This is a genomic window from Bacillus sp. HU-1818 (genome assembly GCF_022695965.1).
Taxonomy (GTDB): Bacteria; Bacillota; Bacilli; order Bacillales; family Bacillaceae; genus Bacillus; species Bacillus atrophaeus.
Window position 1 is genome coordinate 393,213 of record NZ_JAAPBE010000004.1, and the last position, 18,560, is coordinate 411,772.

An 18,560-nucleotide genomic window follows, 5' to 3' on the forward strand; every position below is an offset into this window, starting at 1 on the left:
TCTCCAAAACAGCTAATGCTATTTACACTTGATGGGATAAGAAAAATGCAACACTCTAAATATTGTATAAAGCAGACCAATAATGGTCTGCTTTCTCTACTTTTCAAACAGCAACATCATACAAGAAATCCCCAATAACCATGCTACACTTAACCCATCAACCATCACACCACCGACAGGAGGTATCATCCCATGCAAAACGAAACCCGAACACCCGCATCTTAATATAGAAGCCTACCGTTTTAAGGGGATTATGCAAAAATTCCCGAATCACTTTCACGATTATTATGTGATTCGTTTTATTGAAAAAGGGAAGCGGTATCTGGCCTATCAAGATCAAGAATATATCATCAATCCAGTTGACCTTCTTCTCTTTAACCCCCGTGATACGCACAGCTGTGAGCAGATTGACGGGCGCACGCTCGATTATGGTGTATCAATGTCATGCCGGATGTCATGGAGAAAGAAGGAGATTACCGGTACGGGGCATCTCCCTTATTTCTCCAATCATGTTCTATACCAACACAAACTGACGTCCAACCTTCAGGAATTGCATGTCCTGATTTCTCGGGGGGAGAACAGGCTTTGCAGAAGGAGGAGCTGTTCTTTCATCTGTTGGAATGGCCATTATTCAGATGTCACTGTTCACAGCGGCTTGCCTGAACCGTCCAACGAAGTCAAAATGGTTTGCGGATTTTCGGAAGAGCATTATACCGAAAAATGTACAAGGGAGTACCAGTTACATCTCCTGAGAGTGAATTGGCATTAGACTGGAACTCTTATAATCAATATTTATTTCCTGTAGTAGGAATTGCCGCATTGGTTGTTGTTGGACAACTTGGTAAATTAACCGATAATAAAGGAGAAGAAGCATCGGCTAAACTTGCTGCGTTATTATTCGCGGTTTTCTCTTATATTTCTAGCTAATAAATAATAAAAACTGCATGAATATCATTTATGATCATTCATGCAGTTTTATTTTTTCATACTAATTAATAATCATTTTTGGGGGACTAACAGAAATGAAAACAGATCAAATTATTTTTGATAAAGCTAAAAAAATCGCTGAACATGTTGAGCATTTGAAAAATGATCAGGATATTATAGATTATCTATACAAACATGATTCAGTTACACTCAATCAATTAAAGCAATACTATTCTACTCCCTATTTGCCGCTGCAATTTCTTGTGAAAATAGCCGTTTCGTGTATGTTTATCGCTATGGCACTAGCCTCTTTCTTTTTCATCCAGGTCAAAACCTTTTTTGCCGTCCCTATATCGGATGTACTACCATTTGCATTTACAATTTTTACAGTTTTAATTATCATTCTCACTTATTTAAAGATCATAAGAGGAAAAAACAGAAAAAATACAACTCATTTCCTCCAACAAACCAGATCTTACAAAATGAAAAACTTAGTTAATGCAATACTGTTAAAAAAATACACAAATCAACAACAGACCATGGAGTTTGAATCTAATTACACACATAAAGAAGATACACATCAGAACTTAGATGCTGTTGCAAAACAAGTACTTACATATTGTAAAAATGACAAAGACCTTTTTAACTTTTTGTATTCTCAGGATGATGAAGTGTTAAGCAATTTAAGAACGTATTTTTCTCCTCAACCATTAACTGTTTCTGAATATATAAAATGGATGTTTATTGGAAGTATAATTGTCATCTATGCAACTACTTTATTGTCAGGTCAAATTAGTTACATTGATATACCATATTTTTTTTCTGTTCTTTTAATCTTTATATTCCTAAAAAACTTAATCAACGTGGTTAGACTCTTAAGTATAGTAAGAAAAGGACAATTGCACTCTGTTTTACATTTTGCAAAAAGAGCCGAATATTTACGAATTACAGGAATAATAGATTTTATTTCAAATGAAAAATACAATACACTGATTAAGTAAACTGATATTTTCACCTTTGGAAGCATAAACTTTATTTTTTTACAAGAGGATATATATTCCGAACAGCAGAGGCAGAGTTACCAAAATAGAGTTTTGTCGCAAATATGTCAACAGGTTTCAGCGGCAACCTCGGCTACCCAATGCCGGATAACTGGGCGTTTGATCAATTTTATGAAGGAACAATCGGAAGCGGAGACGGAAGCATCGCGATTGATAAAGATAGCTTTTCCGGCAGAGATAAGGCTGTTGCAAGCGTTGAACCTCCATCTGACCCCGTTTACGACGCTCGATTACGTACATTAACGAATATCCTGTCTAGCATTCCGGCGTTAGACAATTTAACGGGGCTTGCTAATGCTATGTTTGAATTTGATACGACTGAAACGATTTTCACATCACCAAATTTGGATATCATTTTATCCACTTCACTTTTAGCTACAATACCTAGTGAAGGGTCGCCAAATACGATAACCGTTACAAACGGGAAACCTGGGACATATATTACTGGTTTGTTAGGGGATACACAAACGTCATTAACAGCATCACAAATGGATTCTTACCAAAATTTATTAAATAACATCAGTCTATCAGTTAGAGATGGTTTTATAGAAATATATATTCATCCATCCGTGATTCACTAGATATTCAATTTAAAGTATATACACCAGACATTCCGACAGGAGACGGGGCTACAACCGGACTTACTACTATTACATTTAAAATAAAACAAAAGCATTTTCAATTACCGGAAACAGAAACAGTTTTTTCACCAGATTGGGAATCAATTCTTACTGGCACGGCTATAGGAGCGGGTGTGGTATTAGGAGTTATTGTCTTAATAACCGCTGCTCCTGAAGCAGTAGTAGGAGGAGGTGCTACAGCGTTTATAAGTGCATTTTTAGCTTTATTCCCTTCCGCAAATAAATAATAGCTTAGCACTACATGATAACGATACAGTTAATCATGTAGTGCTCTAATTTTTAGGAGGTCACTGTATGAATCTAGATCAACAAACATACAAAGAAACCCAAAAAACAGCAGAATCTATTTTACTACAGTATAGTAAAAATGATAATGAACTACTGGCTTTTTTAAAAAAACAGGACTCTTTCATGCTTAATCAATTAAAAATATTCTTTAGCGAGCCTCAACTGACACTTATCCATAGTATAAAAATCGTAGTCTATGGAACATTGGTTACTTTATTTATGTATTTTGTAACTAATGAAATGCCCCATGTATGGAGTTTATCTTTTAGATTATTTCTTGTCGTGATAGGATTCATCTGGCTCGCCTCTTGCTTTAAAAACGCAAAAGCCATTCAAATTTCCCAAAACTTCAAAAAGAAATCTGAACACGCTAGGATTGTTGGGATGATAGAATTCATTTTAGAAAATAAATATAAAGACAGCATTAATAAATAAAAATGAGAAAAGCAGATCCACGTCCGATCTGCTTTTCTTTATGTTCTTATTTAGATACAGCTGCAGTTTCCTTTCCAGATCCCTTCCCATCATCAGGATCTGGCAATAGAACATGCTACATTTATGACAGCTCTTTTTCAATAACTGCTGATTTCATAATGATTTTCTTTTTATCACAGCCATCGTAATGTACGAAACAACAAGCGAGGCCAAGCTATAAATAACAGCCCATCCTAAGAAAGAAACATTAAAAACAGTAAAAGTGAGAACAAGAGAAATAATCAAACTGAACAACGGCATAATGTAGGCTTTTTTAAATAAATACGTCCCCACGATGGATAATACAATAATGCCAAGCGGCAAAACGACAAACGCAAGATCTAACTCATCCATTAAAGAACCTCCTCTTATATCACTTCATCATATGTTTGCTTAAGGATATGATCACTAAAAAGATATTGTTTACACAAACATTTCACAAAACCTATACATCATCCCAGTATATTCCTTACTACTTACCCTTTCCTGTCCCTGAAAAACCAGTCTTGCACCTCTGCCTCACATCTCACATCTTCAATCTAAAAAACTTTAAAATTCAAATGTGACAAACTATTTACATTTTCTGCGGACTGTGATAATTTAAGAAAGCGCTATCACATACAAGTTAATAAGTTGGACGGAGATGAGGAGAGCCAGAAGATACCGCCCCTTTTGACAGGGGGATTTTCTGGCTCTTTTTGTTTTTTGAAGGACGGAATGTCGTACAGACATACTGAACTATTTCCAATAAAGGGGAGGATTATATGTTTAATATTTTCAAACCGGCTCCGCATATCGAGAGACTGGATGAATCAAAGACGGATGCAGCTTACAAGCGTTTAAGACTGCAAGTGTTTATGGGGATTTTCATAGGCTATGCAGGCTACTATCTGCTGCGGAAAAACTTCGCTTTTGCGATCCCTTACCTTCAGGAAGAAGGGTTTTCAAAAACCGAACTGGGCTTGGTGCTTGCCGCTGTGTCCATTGCTTACGGATTCAGTAAGTTCATCATGGGGATGGTGTCTGACCGCTGTAATCCGAGGTATTTTCTCGCGACTGGCTTATTTTTATCTGCCATTGTCAATATTTTGTTTGTTTCTATGCCTTGGGTGACCTCAAGCGTCACCATCATGTTTATCTTTATGTTTATCAATGGTTGGTTTCAAGGAATGGGCTGGCCTCCATGCGGAAGGACAATGGCCCATTGGTTTTCCATCAGTGAACGCGGCACCAAAATGTCGATATGGAATGTAGCCCACAATATAGGCGGCGGTATTCTTGCGCCTCTTGTCACTCTTGGAATCGCTATGTTTGTAACTTGGAAAAGCGTGTTCTTCTTTCCGGCTATCATCGCTATTATTATCTCATTTTTGATTGTTCTTCTTGTTCGGGACACGCCTCAATCTGTCGGTCTTCCGCCAATTGAAGAGTATCGGAATGATTACCCGAAACACGCTTTTAAAGATCAAGAAAAAGAGCTGACAACCAAAGAAATCCTTTTTCAATACGTTCTTAACAACAAATTTCTTTGGTATATCGCATTTGCGAATGTGTTTGTATATTTTGTGCGGTACGGTGTCGTCGACTGGGCGCCTACCTATTTAACCGAAGCAAAAGGATTTTCTCCGGAAGATTCTCGCTGGTCTTATTTCCTTTATGAATATGCAGGAATTCCGGGAACCATCTTATGCGGCTGGATCAGTGACCGCTTTTTCAAAAGCCGCCGCGCACCGGCAGGCGTTTTGTTTATGGCGGGCGTTTTCATCGCCGTGTTGGTGTATTGGCTAAATCCTGCGGGCAATCCGTTGGTAGATAACATTGCTCTCATCAGCATCGGCTTCTTAATCTACGGACCTGTTATGCTGATTGGTTTGCAAGCGATTGACCTCGCACCGAAAAAAGCCGCCGGAACAGCTGCGGGTTTGACCGGATTCTTTGGCTATATCGGAGGATCAGCCTTCGCCAATGCGATAATGGGATTTGTCGTTGACCAGTATGACTGGACTGGCGGCTTTATCATGCTTATCTCTTCTTGTGTGCTGGCTATTGTGTTCTTGGCGCTAACATGGAATACAGGAAAAAGAGCGGAGCAAGTTTAAGAAAGAATTATGATTTGAAGCTCGTCCATACAGCAGCAAAAATTGAAAAAATCTTAACGAAAATAAATAAAAGATTAATATTTTCTAAAAACGCTATTCATATCGTTTTTTTATGATGGGGATGGATCACAATTGCTGCACTGTTTAATTTAAGGGGGATTATAGAATGAGGAAAAATAGATTACTAGTTTTGGTATTGTTATCTTTTAGCTTGGCGGCATTTATTTGTCCGCCTGTCTCTGCCAAGTCAAAGGGGAACCTGCTGTCTCCTGATCGTATCCTGACTGTCGCTCACCGGGGAGCTTCCGGCTATGTGCCGGAGCACACAATATTGTCCTACGAAACGGCTCAAAAAATGAAAGCCGATTATATTGAATTGGATTTACAGATGACTAAAGACGGCAAGTTAATTGTGATGCATGATGAAAAATTAGACCGTACCACAAACGGAGAAGGCTGGGTCAAAGACCACACGCTTGCAGAAATCAAGAAGCTTGACGCGGGATCATGGTTTAATGAAGCTTATCCGGAAAAGGCAAAGGCTCGGTACGTCGGCCTTCAAGTTCCTACATTGGATGAGGTATTAGACCATTTCGGAAAGCATGCCAACTATTACATTGAAACAAAATCGCCTGATACGTATCCTGGTATGGAAGAAAAACTGATCGCTTCCTTACAAAAACATAAACTGATAGGAAAACATAAAAAGCCGGGACAAGTTATCATTCAATCATTCAGTAAAGAAAGCCTGTTAAAAATTCATCAATTGAATGCTAACTTGCCGACTGTTCAGTTATTAGAAGCAGAACAGATTGCATCTATGACAGATTCTGAGTTAGCAGAAATCAAAACATACGCGGTTGGGGCGGGACCGGATTATAAAGCGCTTAACGCTGAAAATGTCCGAAAAATCCGCAGCCACGGCCTTCTGCTGCACCCTTATACCGTGAACACAGAACCTGATATGCGCCGCCTGCTTGGCTGGGGTGTTACCGGAGTGTTCACAAACTATCCTGATGTATTTCAACATGTTAAAAAAGACTACAAAAAAAGCTTTGAATCCTAGGATTCAAAGCTTTTTCTCATCAATTTTCACCAAGTACAGCCTCCGCAATATTCACCGCATGGTCGCCGATTCGTTCCAGGTTGCTGATCATATCGACAAACACAATACCAGCTTGTCCTGTACACAGTCCATCATTAAGACGGATAATATGTTTTTTGCGAAGCTTCCGTTCCATCTTGTCAATTTCATCTTCTTTTTCAACCACTTGTGCGGCTATCTCGTCATCATCATGCTTCAGGGCTTCCATAGACGTCTTCACAGTGGAAATCGTCAGATCCAGCATACTCGTTAAGTCCGCCATAGCTGACTCTGTAATGATGACTCGATGCGCCTGCTGATATTCCACCAGTTCAATCACATTTTCGAAATGGTCGCCGATTCGTTCAATGTCTCTGACTGTGTCCATAAGCATATGATGTTCCTCTGACTCATGGTCTGAGAGAGAGCTTGAAGAAAGCTCGATCAAATAATCTGTAATTTTTCGGTCAAGATTGTTGACCGCATCCTCTATCTGATATGCGCTAGAAGCGTGTTTCGGCTGTTTTGTCACTAGAAATTGTTTTGTTACTTCCAGCCCTTGCACTGCGAAATTTCCCATTTGCAGAACTTCTTCTTTTGCTTGTCCGAGAGCAATGGATGGAGATTGCTCAATGAAAATCGGATCAAGATGTGATTTGTATTCTAACATTGTATCCTTGCCCGGTATCAATTTTGTTACAACTAAAGCTAACAAGCCCACAAAAGGAAGCTGAATGAGCGTATTTGATGTATTAAAGATTCCGTGCGCAAAAGCAATCGTCATTTTAGGATCAAGTCCCATCGAAGCCTGGAACCATAAAATTAAGGCTGTAAACGGCTTAAGCAAAATCAAGAATATCGCCGTCCCGATCAAGTTAAACAGCACATGGGTCGCCGCAGCCCGTCTCGCTGCGACTGAAGCGCCAATAGACGCAAGAATTGCAGTGATGGTTGTCCCGATATTGTCTCCAAATAGAACGGGGAGCGCACCCTTGATATCAATCAGCTGATCCGCAAATAACCCTTGCAGGATACCGATTGTGGCGCTGGAACTTTGCACGAGAACGGTAAACAAAGTACCGATGACAACGCCAAGAACCGGATTCGAACTCATATTAACCGTTAAATCATGAAAAGCCTCAAGCGACCGCAGCGGTTTCATCCCGCCGCTCATTAATTCCAATCCATAAAACAGTGCCCCAAAGCCAAAGACAATCTGGCCCGCATTTTGCACTTTTTTTTGTTTAAAGAAAAACAGTAAAAATCCGCCGGCGGCTATAATCGGCAAAGCGTACGCCCCAACGTTTATACCAATAATAAACGCTGTAACCGTTGTTCCGATATTGGCCCCCATAATGACCCCGATGGCCTGTCGAAGCGTCATAAAGCCCGCGCTGACAAGGCCAACCGTTATGACAGTCGTCCCGGAACTGCTTTGAATTAAGACCGTCACAATGATTCCGGCCAAAACTCCCATCAGCGGGTTGCTTGTAAAGCGATCTAAAATATTTCTTAATCTATCTCCAGCCGATTTCTGAAGGCCTTCTCCCATAAACTTGATCCCAATCAGGAAAATACCGAGACCTCCGAGAAATTCAAACAATAATGTCTGTACATCAATAGTCAACGCGTTCACCTCTGTTTACGACATTTATCAACAAACTCTCTATGATTATGTTTGAAGTCCCTAGGATTGTAAATAAGTCACCGGTTAATTTTACAATAACTTAACAATCAGTCTGATAGACCTAATTCGAATTTACATTTGTGTAACATTTCGTATATTTGATGACTGTCAGACTAGAAAAAAACACCCGCATCTGCATAAAATCCTCATTTCTTCCTATTATCCTCTGATACCACTGCCGTATGAGACGCCGATGGTTCACCTCCATCTCATCGTTCAAATATGAATACAGGCAGCACGTTCGGTACGAACGACGCAAGGTTGCGTCTTTACCGTCCGGTCACAGCTGCAGAAACACCTTTTGCTACTGGAAGGTTTAGTTTCAAGGATGGCGGGAATATAATATGAAACATTACCTTTAAAATAGAAAGGAGTTCATCAACATGAAACAAAAACTGTTAATCTCAGGTCTTGCTGTTTCTACTGTCGGCATCACTTCTTATCTATTGAAAGATCAATCAAACCGACAAAAGGTTAAAAACTTTATTTACGATGTGAAAAGAAAATTTTCCAGTGAGCCAAACATTGATGCTTTCCCCGTAAATAAAGCAGGCAATCCGCACCCCGAGGATATTGAAGACAACAAAATGGTGTCCGAAGGCTCTATGTTTCCCGTGCAATACCACGATGAAAAGACAAAATAAAGAGCGAGGCAAGACTGTTGGCGGTTTATTGACCCAGCAGTCTTTTTTGCAATCTTTTGCGTCCTCTTTTTTACCGTCCTGCCACGCTTTATAACTCGTATGTAAACTCAAATCGAATCCAACCAAAAAATGGCCTGCAAATGATTTGCAGGCCATTTTCATTTCCGTCTAATACGGCTCATAACAAATCCGCTTTCAGGCAAGGACGGCATTCTGACCAAGCTGTAACTTAGATCTTGCTCAGGAACTTCATATGCAATGCGGTTAACGAGAAAATCGAGAGTTACTTTCATAACTTCAATCGTAATGCCCTCACCCGGACAGCGGTGTCCCTTGGCAGGATCGCCGCCTCCTTGGGGAATTAAATCAAATAACTGCTCCTTCCGATCCCTAAATCGTTCCGGACGGAATTCATTCGGGTCTTCCCACAGGCGGGCATCATGATTCGTACCGTATAGATCAAGCAAAACCAGCATTCCTTCTTTGAATTCGCATTGATTCCAAACAAAATCATTTCGCACCTGGGCACCGAGAAAAGGACCAAATGGATAGAAGCGCCGTACTTCCTGGACAAACATTTCAAGATCATCGCCATTTCCTGACTTCAGCTTTTCTTTATACTCTGGATGATTATGTAATGCTAAAGCAGAAAACGTGATAAAGGTTGAAATCGCCACAATAGGCCGCAGCACATTGATGAGTTCAACCGCAGCCATTTGGGTATCCAGCCGGCTTCCATTCAGTTCAGTGTGAAATGCCATTTCGTAAAGCGCCGTACCTTTCTCAGCTTCCGTCTTTCCGGCTCGCACATTTTCAATAATGTCCCGAATCCACTCTTCAGCTCTCGGTCTCGCTCTTCTGCCTTTCCAGTGCCGCGGCCCAACAGCCCCAAATGCATCCACCATCGCACTGAAGTCATCCGCACGCTCTTTGACTTCCGATTCCTCTAGGGGAACCCCGGCCCACTGGCAGGCAATTTTGCATAACACGTTCTTGGCTTCCTCAAAAAGCTCAACCTTCTCTGCACCTTCCCATTTACTGAGAGCTGCAAGCCACTGCTCCATGGCAAGCTCGGCTAATCGTTTTTGATGCGGCGGCGTCATTAATGACATAAAAAGAAGCTTTCGGTGAGTATGAGCATCACCATCCATTGTCTGAATGGCATCTACCCCAAATAACGTCTTCAGTAATCGCTTCGGCAATGCGCCATTTCGCTTCATTCGCTCAGGATCATAAAATACCTTTGCCGCTTCTTCCCCGCTCATACAAATCGCCTTTTGCCCCAGCAAGCGCGTTTCAAACAGGTCTGACTGATATCTGTCAACCCTATTTTTAATAAACAAATATCCTTCCCGCATCATAGCCAGACTGTTGTCCAGAGCTTTATCATGCGGGACCTGTTTATCCATTGACATCACTATCTACTCCTTTTGTCTTGTCTGGCAGTTTATACAATGAAAGCCTTTCCTTTCTTTTTTTCACATTATAAAACGAATTAAACATCATCTACCCTTTAAGTATTGAAACACCCAGCCGATTTTATGCGCATCAACCCTATCAGCCATTCGGATAAAAAATTCTTACAAATATATTGGCTGAAGCAGTACACTTAGATAAAAGGCAATACAACAGGATACATAGAAATGTTCAAAGAAAAACAAAGGGAGGCAACGGTATGAAAAAGTGGTTGTATGTATTCATTATATTTTTGGTTACAGGGTTAGGAATCACATCATCAGCTGATGCAAAAATGCCTGGTGAAAAGAGTGTGAATGTAAGCAAACTGAACGTAGACGAATTCTTCAAAGACCGCGACGGAACTTTTATTCTCCATGACGTACAGAAGGACAAAACATTTATATACAATGAATCAAGAGCCAAAGAAAGACAAACCCCGCAGTCCACATTTAAAGTGCCGAACGCTTTAATTGGATTGCAAGTAAAGGCGGTTCGTGATGAATATGATGTGAAACGATGGGACGGGACAGAGCGCGAATTCGAATCATGGAACCGGGATCATACCCTCGGCTCAGCGATGCGCGATTCTGTCATCTGGTATTATCAAGAGATGGCCAGGGATATCGGCGAAGACCGGATGGCCGATTGGCTTCATCGTATCTCTTACGGAAATGAAGACATAAGCGGCGGAATCGACCAATTTTGGTTACAAAGCTCCTTGAAGATTTCTCCATTGGAAGAGAAAGATTTTATAGAGCGCCTGTATAAAGAAGATCTACCTTTTGACAAGCCTATTATGAAAACAGTCAAACGAATGATGATCCAAGAAGAAGACGATCACTATACACTGTACGGCAAAACAGGAACAAGATTAACAGACTATGGATTGGGCTGGTTTGTTGGGTTTATTACAACGGATAACCATTCCTATATATTTGTCACAAATGTAGATGCCTCAGGAACCGCAGCGAAAAACATCACAACCGATATTTTAAAAAAGTATCATCTGATAACAAACTAAAAGACGCCTAAAAGTCCTGTATACGGAGTACAGGACTTTTTAAGCTTGGCTATATATTATGTTCAAAGCAATAATGATTCACTAATTCTTCTATCTCATCATGATCAGGAAATTCACCATTGAATTCAAAACGAATCTCCTCCACAAACTTTCCGTGATGATAGACATGAATGGCCCCGTTTTGTCTGATTACACTAAATTCCGGCTCAAACGTATAGCCATTTCGTTCAATGGCACCCATTCCGCTTCCCGCCTTTCCTTACTGCCCTCACATCATCAGAACAGCAATTCATAAACCTCGTTTAACTCGCTTGCCCGCTGTTGGTCTTGTTCATTTTGGGCGTACTTGATTTCTTTTTCTAATATAGTGTTCAGATAAGACATTTCATCATCATTTAAATCCTTTACAAAGTTGCCTTCCCCCGTATAATGCCGAGTTAACATCTTCTTGTAAATTCGCTGGCATACATCGTTATCAAGATGATTGGAAAGCGATTCCCGTAAATAACCCAAGGTTTTATCCATTCAATGATCTCCTTTGCTTCAGATCTATATTCTATAGGTTGCTGAAATGAGCATAATTCATACAAACAATTTCAAAAACCCCAGACACTTTACCTCCAAATTGCACCTTCGTAAACAAAACATACAGCAAGACATCACCAGACTGGATAAAACCCAAAAAGAAAAACCTGTTTATTGAAAACAGGTTTTTGGTCAGTTTATATGTTTTATCAAAATGAATGATGAGTTCGTCAGTTCGACAATTTATCATCGATTTGTGCATCTAGCGGGACACGCTTGCCAATCCCGAATGCATAATAACTAATGACCACAAGGCCAAGAAAAATAATCCCTACAATCAGAGAAATACGTGTATCATCATTAAATCCCATACCGATTAACACCATAATTAAGAATGCAATCGTTAAGTAGTTTGTCACAGGCGCAAAAGGCATTTTGAATGGATGTTTATCTATCTCAGCACCTTTTGCTCTTCTGAATCCAATATGGCTGAACAAAATGATAAACCATGGAATCATACCCGGAAGCACGCTCGCACTGTATACGTACACAAATATCTTCGGCGGCGCAATATAGTTTAAAACAACACCAACTGCCAAACCGATAAGTACAGCAATCGTACCGTATAACGGCACACCATTACGAGAGATTTTCGCAAAGAATTTCGGCGCTTGTCCATTTACTCCCAATGTATAAAGCATACGTCCCGCACTGAAAATACCGCTATTACAGCCTGACATTGCCGCTGTAATCACGACAAAGTTAATAATACCAGCCGCTGCTGTAATCCCAATTTTTGCGAAAGTTGAAACAAACGGGCTTCCAAGTGAATTCAACTGGTCCCAAGGATAAACTGTGACAATCACAAAAATAGCACCGATATAGAAAATTAAAATACGCCAAATAATACTGCGAATTGCGCTTGTTAACGTTTTTTGCGGATTTTGCGCTTCGCCGGCTGTGATCCCAATCAGTTCAACACCTTGATAAGCAGCGATTACAAGAGATAAAGCAAAGAAAAATCCAGAAAAACCGCCTGTAAAGAAACCGCCATGTGCCCAAAGATTAGATAAACCGATGGCATGTCCGCCGTTACCAAAACCAAAGAAAATAATACCGAGCCCAGCAATAATCATTAATACAATCGTAACGATTTTAATCATCGCAAACCAAAATTCAAATTCACCGAATGATTTAACCGAAATTAAGTTTGCCGCTCCAAGAATTGCCATGGCGATGATACCGGGTATCCATGCAGGCAGATCCGGAAACCAGTACTGCATATATGAACCAACAGCTATAATTTCAGACATTCCGACAATCACCCACTGGAACCAGTTACTCCAAGCAGTCATGTAACCGGCTAATGGATGTATATACTTATGGCCAAACGTCGCAAAGGAACCCGTACTTGGCTCTACATACAACATTTCTCCCATCGCACGCATCACAAAAAAGATAAATATTCCGCAGATTGCATAAGCAAGCAGAACAGACGGACCCGTCCATTTAATCGTGCTGGCTGAACCCATAAATAAACCAACACCAATTGTACCGCCCAACGCAATCATCTGAATATGACGCGCTTTTAATCCTCTCTTCAACTCTTTATTTGCCACTCCGCTTCCTCCTCTTAACCGCGCTGATATATTTGAAATAATGAAGCAGAAGGTGCACCTTTTTGAACCTGACTCACTCTTCATTTCTCGCAATATTGGAAATTTTCTATTTTTCTATTGTTATAAAATCTCCAATTTCCTTTTCTCATCATAATAAATTTCCGTGGAAAATACAATTGTTTTTTTCAGGTAAACACCTTCCGATCTTAAGATGACCACTCCGAATGAAATCGCTTTCATTTTATTGAATTACGAATATTAAGATAATAAATGATAGACAGCCGCGAAAATAATAGTCACTCGCTTTTCATCTCATGCCCCCCTGTCTGAAAGAAATGTATCAGGCGAACCACGCCAGTCGTCCCCGTTTTTCCCAATTCAAAATAGGTGAAGCGATTGAAACCTCCTCACCTTCTTTCATTCTCCTTCAGATACACCATAATCCTGCTTGTCCGGCACAAATTTCCATTCTTTTTATGAATCAATAAATCCTTCATTCAACCGTATTAACAACTTGCCGAACAGTTCTTTTTCATCACCTGACCAATCTTCAAGCATACGATGATACCGTTCAAGCCGCTTCTGTTTATCAGCTTTTAATTTCTGCTTGCCGAGCTTTGTAATTGTAAACAGGCTGACCCGTCCGTCAGAAGGATCGGAGAAGCGATAAATCAGCTCTTTCGCCTCCAAGGCCGCGGCTTGTCTCGAAATCGTGGAAATATCCAGCTTAAAGGAATCTGCCAATTCTTTGACACGCGCCGGCCCAAACTCGTCTAACTGCCTTAATAACAGATACGCGGCCCTTTCCAGATTCCCGATTTTCCGGTCCGAGGTATCCAGATAAACAGCCCGCCTGATAAAAGTGGTAAGCTCATATTCAATTAATTCAATCGGATCTTGTTTTTGCAAATGGAATCTCTCCTTATAATTGACAACAGCATAATTAGTTGTATAATACAAACATATAAACATTCACTCTGCAAACATATAAAACAGGTTTTTTCTACATATATTTGTATATTACAAATATACGAACAAAAAGTAAAGAAAATCACCGGGACACCGGCACCAAGAAAGGGGGAAGCTGTTCTTTTTCAAAGAACAGCACCTTGTTGTGAAAGCTATACGCATCATTTTACAAATTTTGATTTTATACGCTTTTTCCATGATCGGAGAGGCCGCCCATCAGCTGTTTCATCTTCCTCTTCCGGGAAGCATCATCGGCTTAATCTTCATGATCATTTGTTTAACAACTAAGATTGTTCCAGTGAAAATCATTGAAGACGGCGCAGGCTTTTTACTGTCTTTTCTTCCGTTATTATTTATACCGGCAATGGCGGGCGTGATGAACTATCCGTCATTGTTTTCCGCAAGCGGAGCCGCTTTGCTTGGCATTATTGTGCTGAGTACCGTCGTCACAATGATCGCTGCGGGATACGCCAGCCAGCTGCTGGAACATAAAGCTAATAAACGAAAGGAGAAAAAGAAGTGCAGCAAGCATGTATCGCAATCCTTATAATTGCAGCAACCGCTGCCGCTTATTTGGCAATGGTAAAATTATATATACGCTTCTCCTATCCATTTCTCATTCCGGTACTGACTACGACGATTTTGATTATTGTGCTGCTGCTCGCCTTTCACATTCCGTATAAAGACTATATGATCGGCGGAAAATGGATTAATTCACTGCTCGGCCCCGCTGTCGTCGCATTAGCTTATCCGCTTTATAAGCAGCGCCGCATCTTACTCAAATACAGCTTCCCGATCATAGGAGGCGTATTGGCGGGCTTATTTTCAGGAATGGTGAGCGGCCTGCTATTCGCAGAACTGTTTGGCATCGACCGGAATTTGATATTGTCTATTATTCCAAAATCCATTACGACCCCTGTCGCCATTCAGATCGCCACCGGACTGGGCGGCGTTCCATCCATGACAGTGGTGTTTGTCATGATCGCGGGCTTTTCAGGCGTCATCCTCGGACCGCTGCTTCTCAAATGGATTCGCATCCACAGTTCACTCGGAAAAGGAATCGCATTCGGCAGCGCCTCACATGCGCTCGGAACCTCAAAAGCGATGGAATACGGGGAATTAACAGTGTCCATGAGCTCCGTTTCCATGACGCTATGTGCAGTATTAGGCTCTGTATTCGGCCCGGTTGTGGCGTGGATGTTTCAGATTTAACAGCAAAAAAGCTGACGGCCTATTGTCAGCTTTTTTATATGCGCACACCCAGCTGCTGCAAAGAGCCATTTTTGCAACTCAATTTTTCCCTTATCACCAACTCATCTATCACATTCACTCTCATTTCCATTATCATGTTTTAATTGTAAGAATAATGGTAAATTAGAGTGAAAGGGAGGGATTCATAATGGATAAAGCAATACCGGAAATGACACTTAATGATGGTACAACCATTCCCGCTATCGGCTTTGGTACATACGCTCTTAACGGGAATGAAGGAGTTAATGCCATTAACAGCGCCATAGATATTGGCTATCGTTTGATCGACACCGCTTATAACTACGAGAATGAGGGAACTGTCGGAGAAGCCATTCGCCGCAGCTCAGTTCCCCGGGAACAGTTATACATTACATCCAAACTTCCCGGACGCTATCATGAATATGACAAAGCCGTCACAGCTATCCAAGAGTCTTTATACCGGGCTGACTTGGATTACTATGACTTGTACCTTATTCATTGGCCAAATCCAAAACAAGGTCACTACACAGAAGCTTGGCAAGCATTAATTGAAGCCAAAAAATGGGGTCTTATTCGTTCCATTGGCGTTTGCAACTTCTTGCCTGAACATATTGAACAGCTTTACCGTGAAACAGGCGTTAAGCCAAGTATTAACCAGATTGAATTGCATCCCGCTTTCAATCAAGAACACCAGCATAAATGGCATGAAGAACAAGGCATTCAAACAGAATCTTGGAGTCCTTTAGCCCGTGCCAGTGAGATTTTGAAAAATAAGCAGCTTGTGCAAATCGCAGAGAAATATAATAAAACAATTTCACAAGTGATCTTACGATGGCACTGCCAGTTAGGTGCTATTCCAATTCCAAAATCAGCATCACCAGAGCGTCAGCTTGAAAACATTTCTATTTTCGATTTCTCACTTGATGAAAAGGATATGAAGGAAATTGCTTCACTTTCTCGTCCGGATGGAAGAATTAACGACCAAGATCCGGCGGTTTATGAGGAGTTTTAAGGTAGAACGGACAGAAGCAGGACCACGGCAGCGATAATGCCAAATAAGATTTTTAAGACGAAAAAAGCCGAATTTCTCATTTATAATGCTGAGAAATCCGGCTTTTAATATTGGAATTTCCTTAACGTTGTAAATCCGCATTTTCCTGAACTCCTCGGCTTGGGAGGGAAGTAATGATATGGATGTCATGAATGAACAGGGAAATAAAAATATGGATCTTTCTCATAAGAAAGAAGCGCTTGCAAGCTTATCTTTTAATGAAAGCACGCGTTTGAATATAGCAAATAACGATCTAATGAGTAAAGAGAAAATAAGTAAGAGAAGAAGTGTCCAGCCTTATTCAGCAACGCATGGATACGATGTGCTTACTTCCTCTGCCAATGCTTTGATTTTCATCATGATGTGGAGCATTTCTTCTGTTGTCGTCCTTGGGTTGATGGAACAAAGTCGAATAACCACTTTCTCTTTCAATTCGGTCGTACTTAACATGGCAAATCCGCTGTGAGTAATTTCTTTCACCAGTTTTTTGTTTATTTCATTGATTGTATCTGTTGATGCTAATTCACTAGGGATATAACGAAAGGTAACAATTCCTAACTGGGCAGGCGTTACTACCTCCCAATCTTTCGCTTTCCCTAAAAACGCTTCAACTTGTTCAGCCAACATGATGCCATGATCAATTGCCTGGCGAAAAGCTGCGACTCCAAACACTTTAAAAGACAGCCACACCTTTAACGCCCTAAATCTGCGCGAAAGTTCAATTCCACATTCTCCAAAATTGATTTCTCCTTCTATATTGGTTTCCGAATCCTTAATATACTCTGGGATCATACGAAATGTTGTGCTTAAGTATTGGCTGTTTCTAATGAGTACACAGCCCACATCGTAAGGCTGAAAAAGCCATTTATGAGGGTCCAACGTCAAGGAATCGGCACGATGAATTCCTTGAAGCAAAGCACTTCCTTTTTCACTGAGAATGGCCGGGGCACCATATGATCCATCCGCATGCAGCCATACATCTTCGTCATTACAAAGATCAGCCAACTCATTGAGGGAATCAACCGCTCCGCAATTAGTTGTTCCAGCATTAGCAATGACACAGAATGGTTTTTTTCCTTTTGTTCGATCTTCTTTTATTTGCTTTTTCAAAGCACTGACTGAAATTCGTAAATGTTCATCCGTTTCGATTCGGCAAATTTGATGGTGTTTGAAACCCAATACTTTTAGTGCCCGATCCACAGAAAAATGAGTCTGGTCGGAATAATAAACAACCGCATTTTCTATGTCATTATTAAGCTTGACCTGTCTAGCTACTGTAAGCGCGGTCAAATTAGCCATGGAACCTCCGCTTACAAATAGCCCTTCAGCCGAATCAGGGAATCCTAACATCGATTTTAACCAATTGATTGTCGTTAATTCGATTTGCTCAGCACCTGCGCCTGCTATCCAAGCTGTCGGAAATACATTAAATCCACTTGCTAAAAAATCTGCTACTACTCCAACATAATTATTGGGACCGGGCACAAATGCCAAAAAATGAGGATGATCCACATGGGTAATCTGATTAAACACGTTTCTATTAAGAAAATGAAGGAGCTCTTTCGGATCGGATCCGTTTTCTGGGATCGACTCTGTCAGCTTGTTTCTGAGAATATCACTATCAATCGTTTCGGATACTGGTTTGCTTTTCAAATGAGTCATATGATCAATGATCAAATCAACTGCTTGATATCCTAACTGACGCATCTCTTCGGCTGATAACTGCAGGTTTTCCGACACTTGTTTCACTCCTATTCAATTTTAAGAGGCGAGTTGTTGCTC

The 18,560-nt window shown here is 40.7% G+C and carries 19 protein-coding genes and 1 pseudogene; 12 read left to right on the forward strand and 8 right to left on the reverse strand.

What is annotated here, in order from left to right; translation table 11 throughout:
- The first annotated feature begins 82 nt into the window (after positions 1-82).
- The 5 genes and pseudogenes from GXP75_RS16910 (at position 83) to GXP75_RS16930 (ending at position 3,352) form a co-directional block, all read left to right on the forward strand.
- Positions 83-769 carry an AraC family ligand binding domain-containing protein gene (locus tag GXP75_RS16910; RefSeq protein WP_214917533.1) on the forward strand — a complete coding sequence of 229 codons (687 nt, stop codon included), beginning with the start codon at positions 83-85 and terminating at the stop codon, positions 767-769.
- Positions 760-927 carry a hypothetical protein gene (locus GXP75_RS16915; protein WP_214917535.1) on the forward strand — a complete coding sequence of 56 codons (168 nt, stop codon included), beginning with the start codon at positions 760-762 and terminating at the stop codon, positions 925-927. The genes GXP75_RS16910 and GXP75_RS16915 overlap by 10 nt, the downstream gene beginning before the upstream one ends.
- A 95-nt stretch (positions 928-1,022) precedes the next feature.
- Positions 1,023-1,928, forward strand: a complete 906-nt coding sequence (locus tag GXP75_RS16920) for a hypothetical protein (RefSeq protein ID WP_214917538.1) — start codon at positions 1,023-1,025, stop codon at positions 1,926-1,928.
- 44 nt (positions 1,929-1,972) lie between these two features.
- Positions 1,973-2,856, forward strand: a pseudogene (locus GXP75_RS16925) (glycoside hydrolase domain-containing protein); the annotation flags it as partial.
- 67 nt (positions 2,857-2,923) lie between these two features.
- Positions 2,924-3,352 (forward strand): hypothetical protein, encoded by a 429-nt coding sequence (locus GXP75_RS16930; protein ID WP_061669504.1) that lies wholly within the window; start codon positions 2,924-2,926, stop codon positions 3,350-3,352.
- A 153-nt stretch (positions 3,353-3,505) separates the two neighbouring features.
- Here GXP75_RS16930 and GXP75_RS16935 read toward each other — a convergent pair whose 3' ends face one another.
- The gene (locus GXP75_RS16935; protein ID WP_214917541.1) at positions 3,506-3,745 is read right to left on the reverse strand and encodes a DUF2651 family protein; all 240 of its coding nucleotides are present in this window, start codon (positions 3,743-3,745) and stop codon (positions 3,506-3,508) included.
- Positions 3,746-4,155: 410 nt separating this feature from the next.
- Between GXP75_RS16935 and glpT the strand changes: the two genes are divergently transcribed.
- Positions 4,156-5,490 (forward strand): glycerol-3-phosphate transporter, encoded by a 1,335-nt coding sequence (glpT, locus tag GXP75_RS16940; protein ID WP_214917542.1) that lies wholly within the window; start codon positions 4,156-4,158, stop codon positions 5,488-5,490.
- Between the two features lie 166 nt (positions 5,491-5,656).
- Positions 5,657-6,556, forward strand: coding sequence for a glycerophosphodiester phosphodiesterase (locus GXP75_RS16945; RefSeq protein ID WP_214917544.1), 900 nt, complete (start codon positions 5,657-5,659; stop codon positions 6,554-6,556).
- A gap of 19 nt (positions 6,557-6,575) precedes the next feature.
- Here the strand turns inward: GXP75_RS16945 and GXP75_RS16950 are convergent, their stop codons facing one another.
- On the reverse strand, positions 6,576-8,201 hold the full coding sequence (locus tag GXP75_RS16950) for a Na/Pi cotransporter family protein (protein ID WP_214917826.1): 1,626 nt from the start codon (positions 8,199-8,201) through the stop codon (positions 6,576-6,578).
- 443 nt (positions 8,202-8,644) lie between these two features.
- On the opposite strand from GXP75_RS16950, the gene GXP75_RS16955 reads away from it, so the two are divergent.
- Positions 8,645-8,905, forward strand: coding sequence for a hypothetical protein (locus GXP75_RS16955; protein WP_003327906.1), 261 nt, complete (start codon positions 8,645-8,647; stop codon positions 8,903-8,905).
- A gap of 158 nt (positions 8,906-9,063) precedes the next feature.
- Here the strand turns inward: GXP75_RS16955 and cypC are convergent, their stop codons facing one another.
- Complete coding sequence (gene cypC, locus GXP75_RS16960; RefSeq protein ID WP_242557385.1) at positions 9,064-10,314, reverse strand: CYP152 family fatty-acid peroxygenase CypC; 1,251 nt, start codon at positions 10,312-10,314, stop codon at positions 9,064-9,066.
- A gap of 266 nt (positions 10,315-10,580) precedes the next feature.
- On the opposite strand from cypC, the gene blaOXA reads away from it, so the two are divergent.
- Positions 10,581-11,384 carry a class D beta-lactamase gene (gene blaOXA, locus GXP75_RS16965; protein ID WP_242557353.1) on the forward strand — a complete coding sequence of 268 codons (804 nt, stop codon included), beginning with the start codon at positions 10,581-10,583 and terminating at the stop codon, positions 11,382-11,384.
- A gap of 49 nt (positions 11,385-11,433) precedes the next feature.
- Here the strand turns inward: blaOXA and GXP75_RS16970 are convergent, their stop codons facing one another.
- From GXP75_RS16970 to GXP75_RS16985, 4 genes are all read right to left on the reverse strand, one after another.
- Positions 11,434-11,625 (reverse strand): YbxH family protein, encoded by a 192-nt coding sequence (locus GXP75_RS16970; RefSeq protein WP_003327903.1) that lies wholly within the window; start codon positions 11,623-11,625, stop codon positions 11,434-11,436.
- A gap of 35 nt (positions 11,626-11,660) precedes the next feature.
- A complete protein-coding gene (locus GXP75_RS16975) occupies positions 11,661-11,909 on the reverse strand; it encodes a sigma-G-dependent sporulation-specific acid-soluble spore protein CsgA (protein ID WP_010787490.1) in 249 nt (82 codons plus the stop codon).
- A 230-nt stretch (positions 11,910-12,139) separates the two neighbouring features.
- Complete coding sequence (locus GXP75_RS16980; RefSeq protein WP_150224296.1) at positions 12,140-13,528, reverse strand: amino acid permease; 1,389 nt, start codon at positions 13,526-13,528, stop codon at positions 12,140-12,142.
- A gap of 474 nt (positions 13,529-14,002) precedes the next feature.
- Positions 14,003-14,437: a MarR family winged helix-turn-helix transcriptional regulator gene (locus GXP75_RS16985; RefSeq protein WP_003327900.1), complete on the reverse strand. Its 435-nt coding sequence runs from the start codon at positions 14,435-14,437 to the stop codon at positions 14,003-14,005.
- 205 nt (positions 14,438-14,642) lie between these two features.
- Here GXP75_RS16985 and GXP75_RS16990 point away from each other — a divergent pair, with 205 nt between their 5' ends.
- From GXP75_RS16990 to GXP75_RS17000, 3 genes are all read left to right on the forward strand, one after another.
- On the forward strand, positions 14,643-15,047 hold the full coding sequence (locus GXP75_RS16990; protein ID WP_214917552.1) for a CidA/LrgA family protein: 405 nt from the start codon (positions 14,643-14,645) through the stop codon (positions 15,045-15,047).
- The gene (locus tag GXP75_RS16995; RefSeq protein WP_003327898.1) at positions 15,017-15,709 is read left to right on the forward strand and encodes an LrgB family protein; all 693 of its coding nucleotides are present in this window, start codon (positions 15,017-15,019) and stop codon (positions 15,707-15,709) included. The genes GXP75_RS16990 and GXP75_RS16995 overlap by 31 nt, the downstream gene beginning before the upstream one ends.
- A 187-nt stretch (positions 15,710-15,896) precedes the next feature.
- On the forward strand, positions 15,897-16,739 hold the full coding sequence (locus GXP75_RS17000; RefSeq protein WP_242557354.1) for an aldo/keto reductase: 843 nt from the start codon (positions 15,897-15,899) through the stop codon (positions 16,737-16,739).
- A 336-nt stretch (positions 16,740-17,075) separates the two neighbouring features.
- Here GXP75_RS17000 and GXP75_RS17005 read toward each other — a convergent pair whose 3' ends face one another.
- Complete coding sequence (locus tag GXP75_RS17005) at positions 17,076-18,518, reverse strand: pyridoxal phosphate-dependent decarboxylase family protein (RefSeq protein WP_242557355.1); 1,443 nt, start codon at positions 18,516-18,518, stop codon at positions 17,076-17,078.
- Positions 18,519-18,560 lie beyond the last annotated feature (42 nt).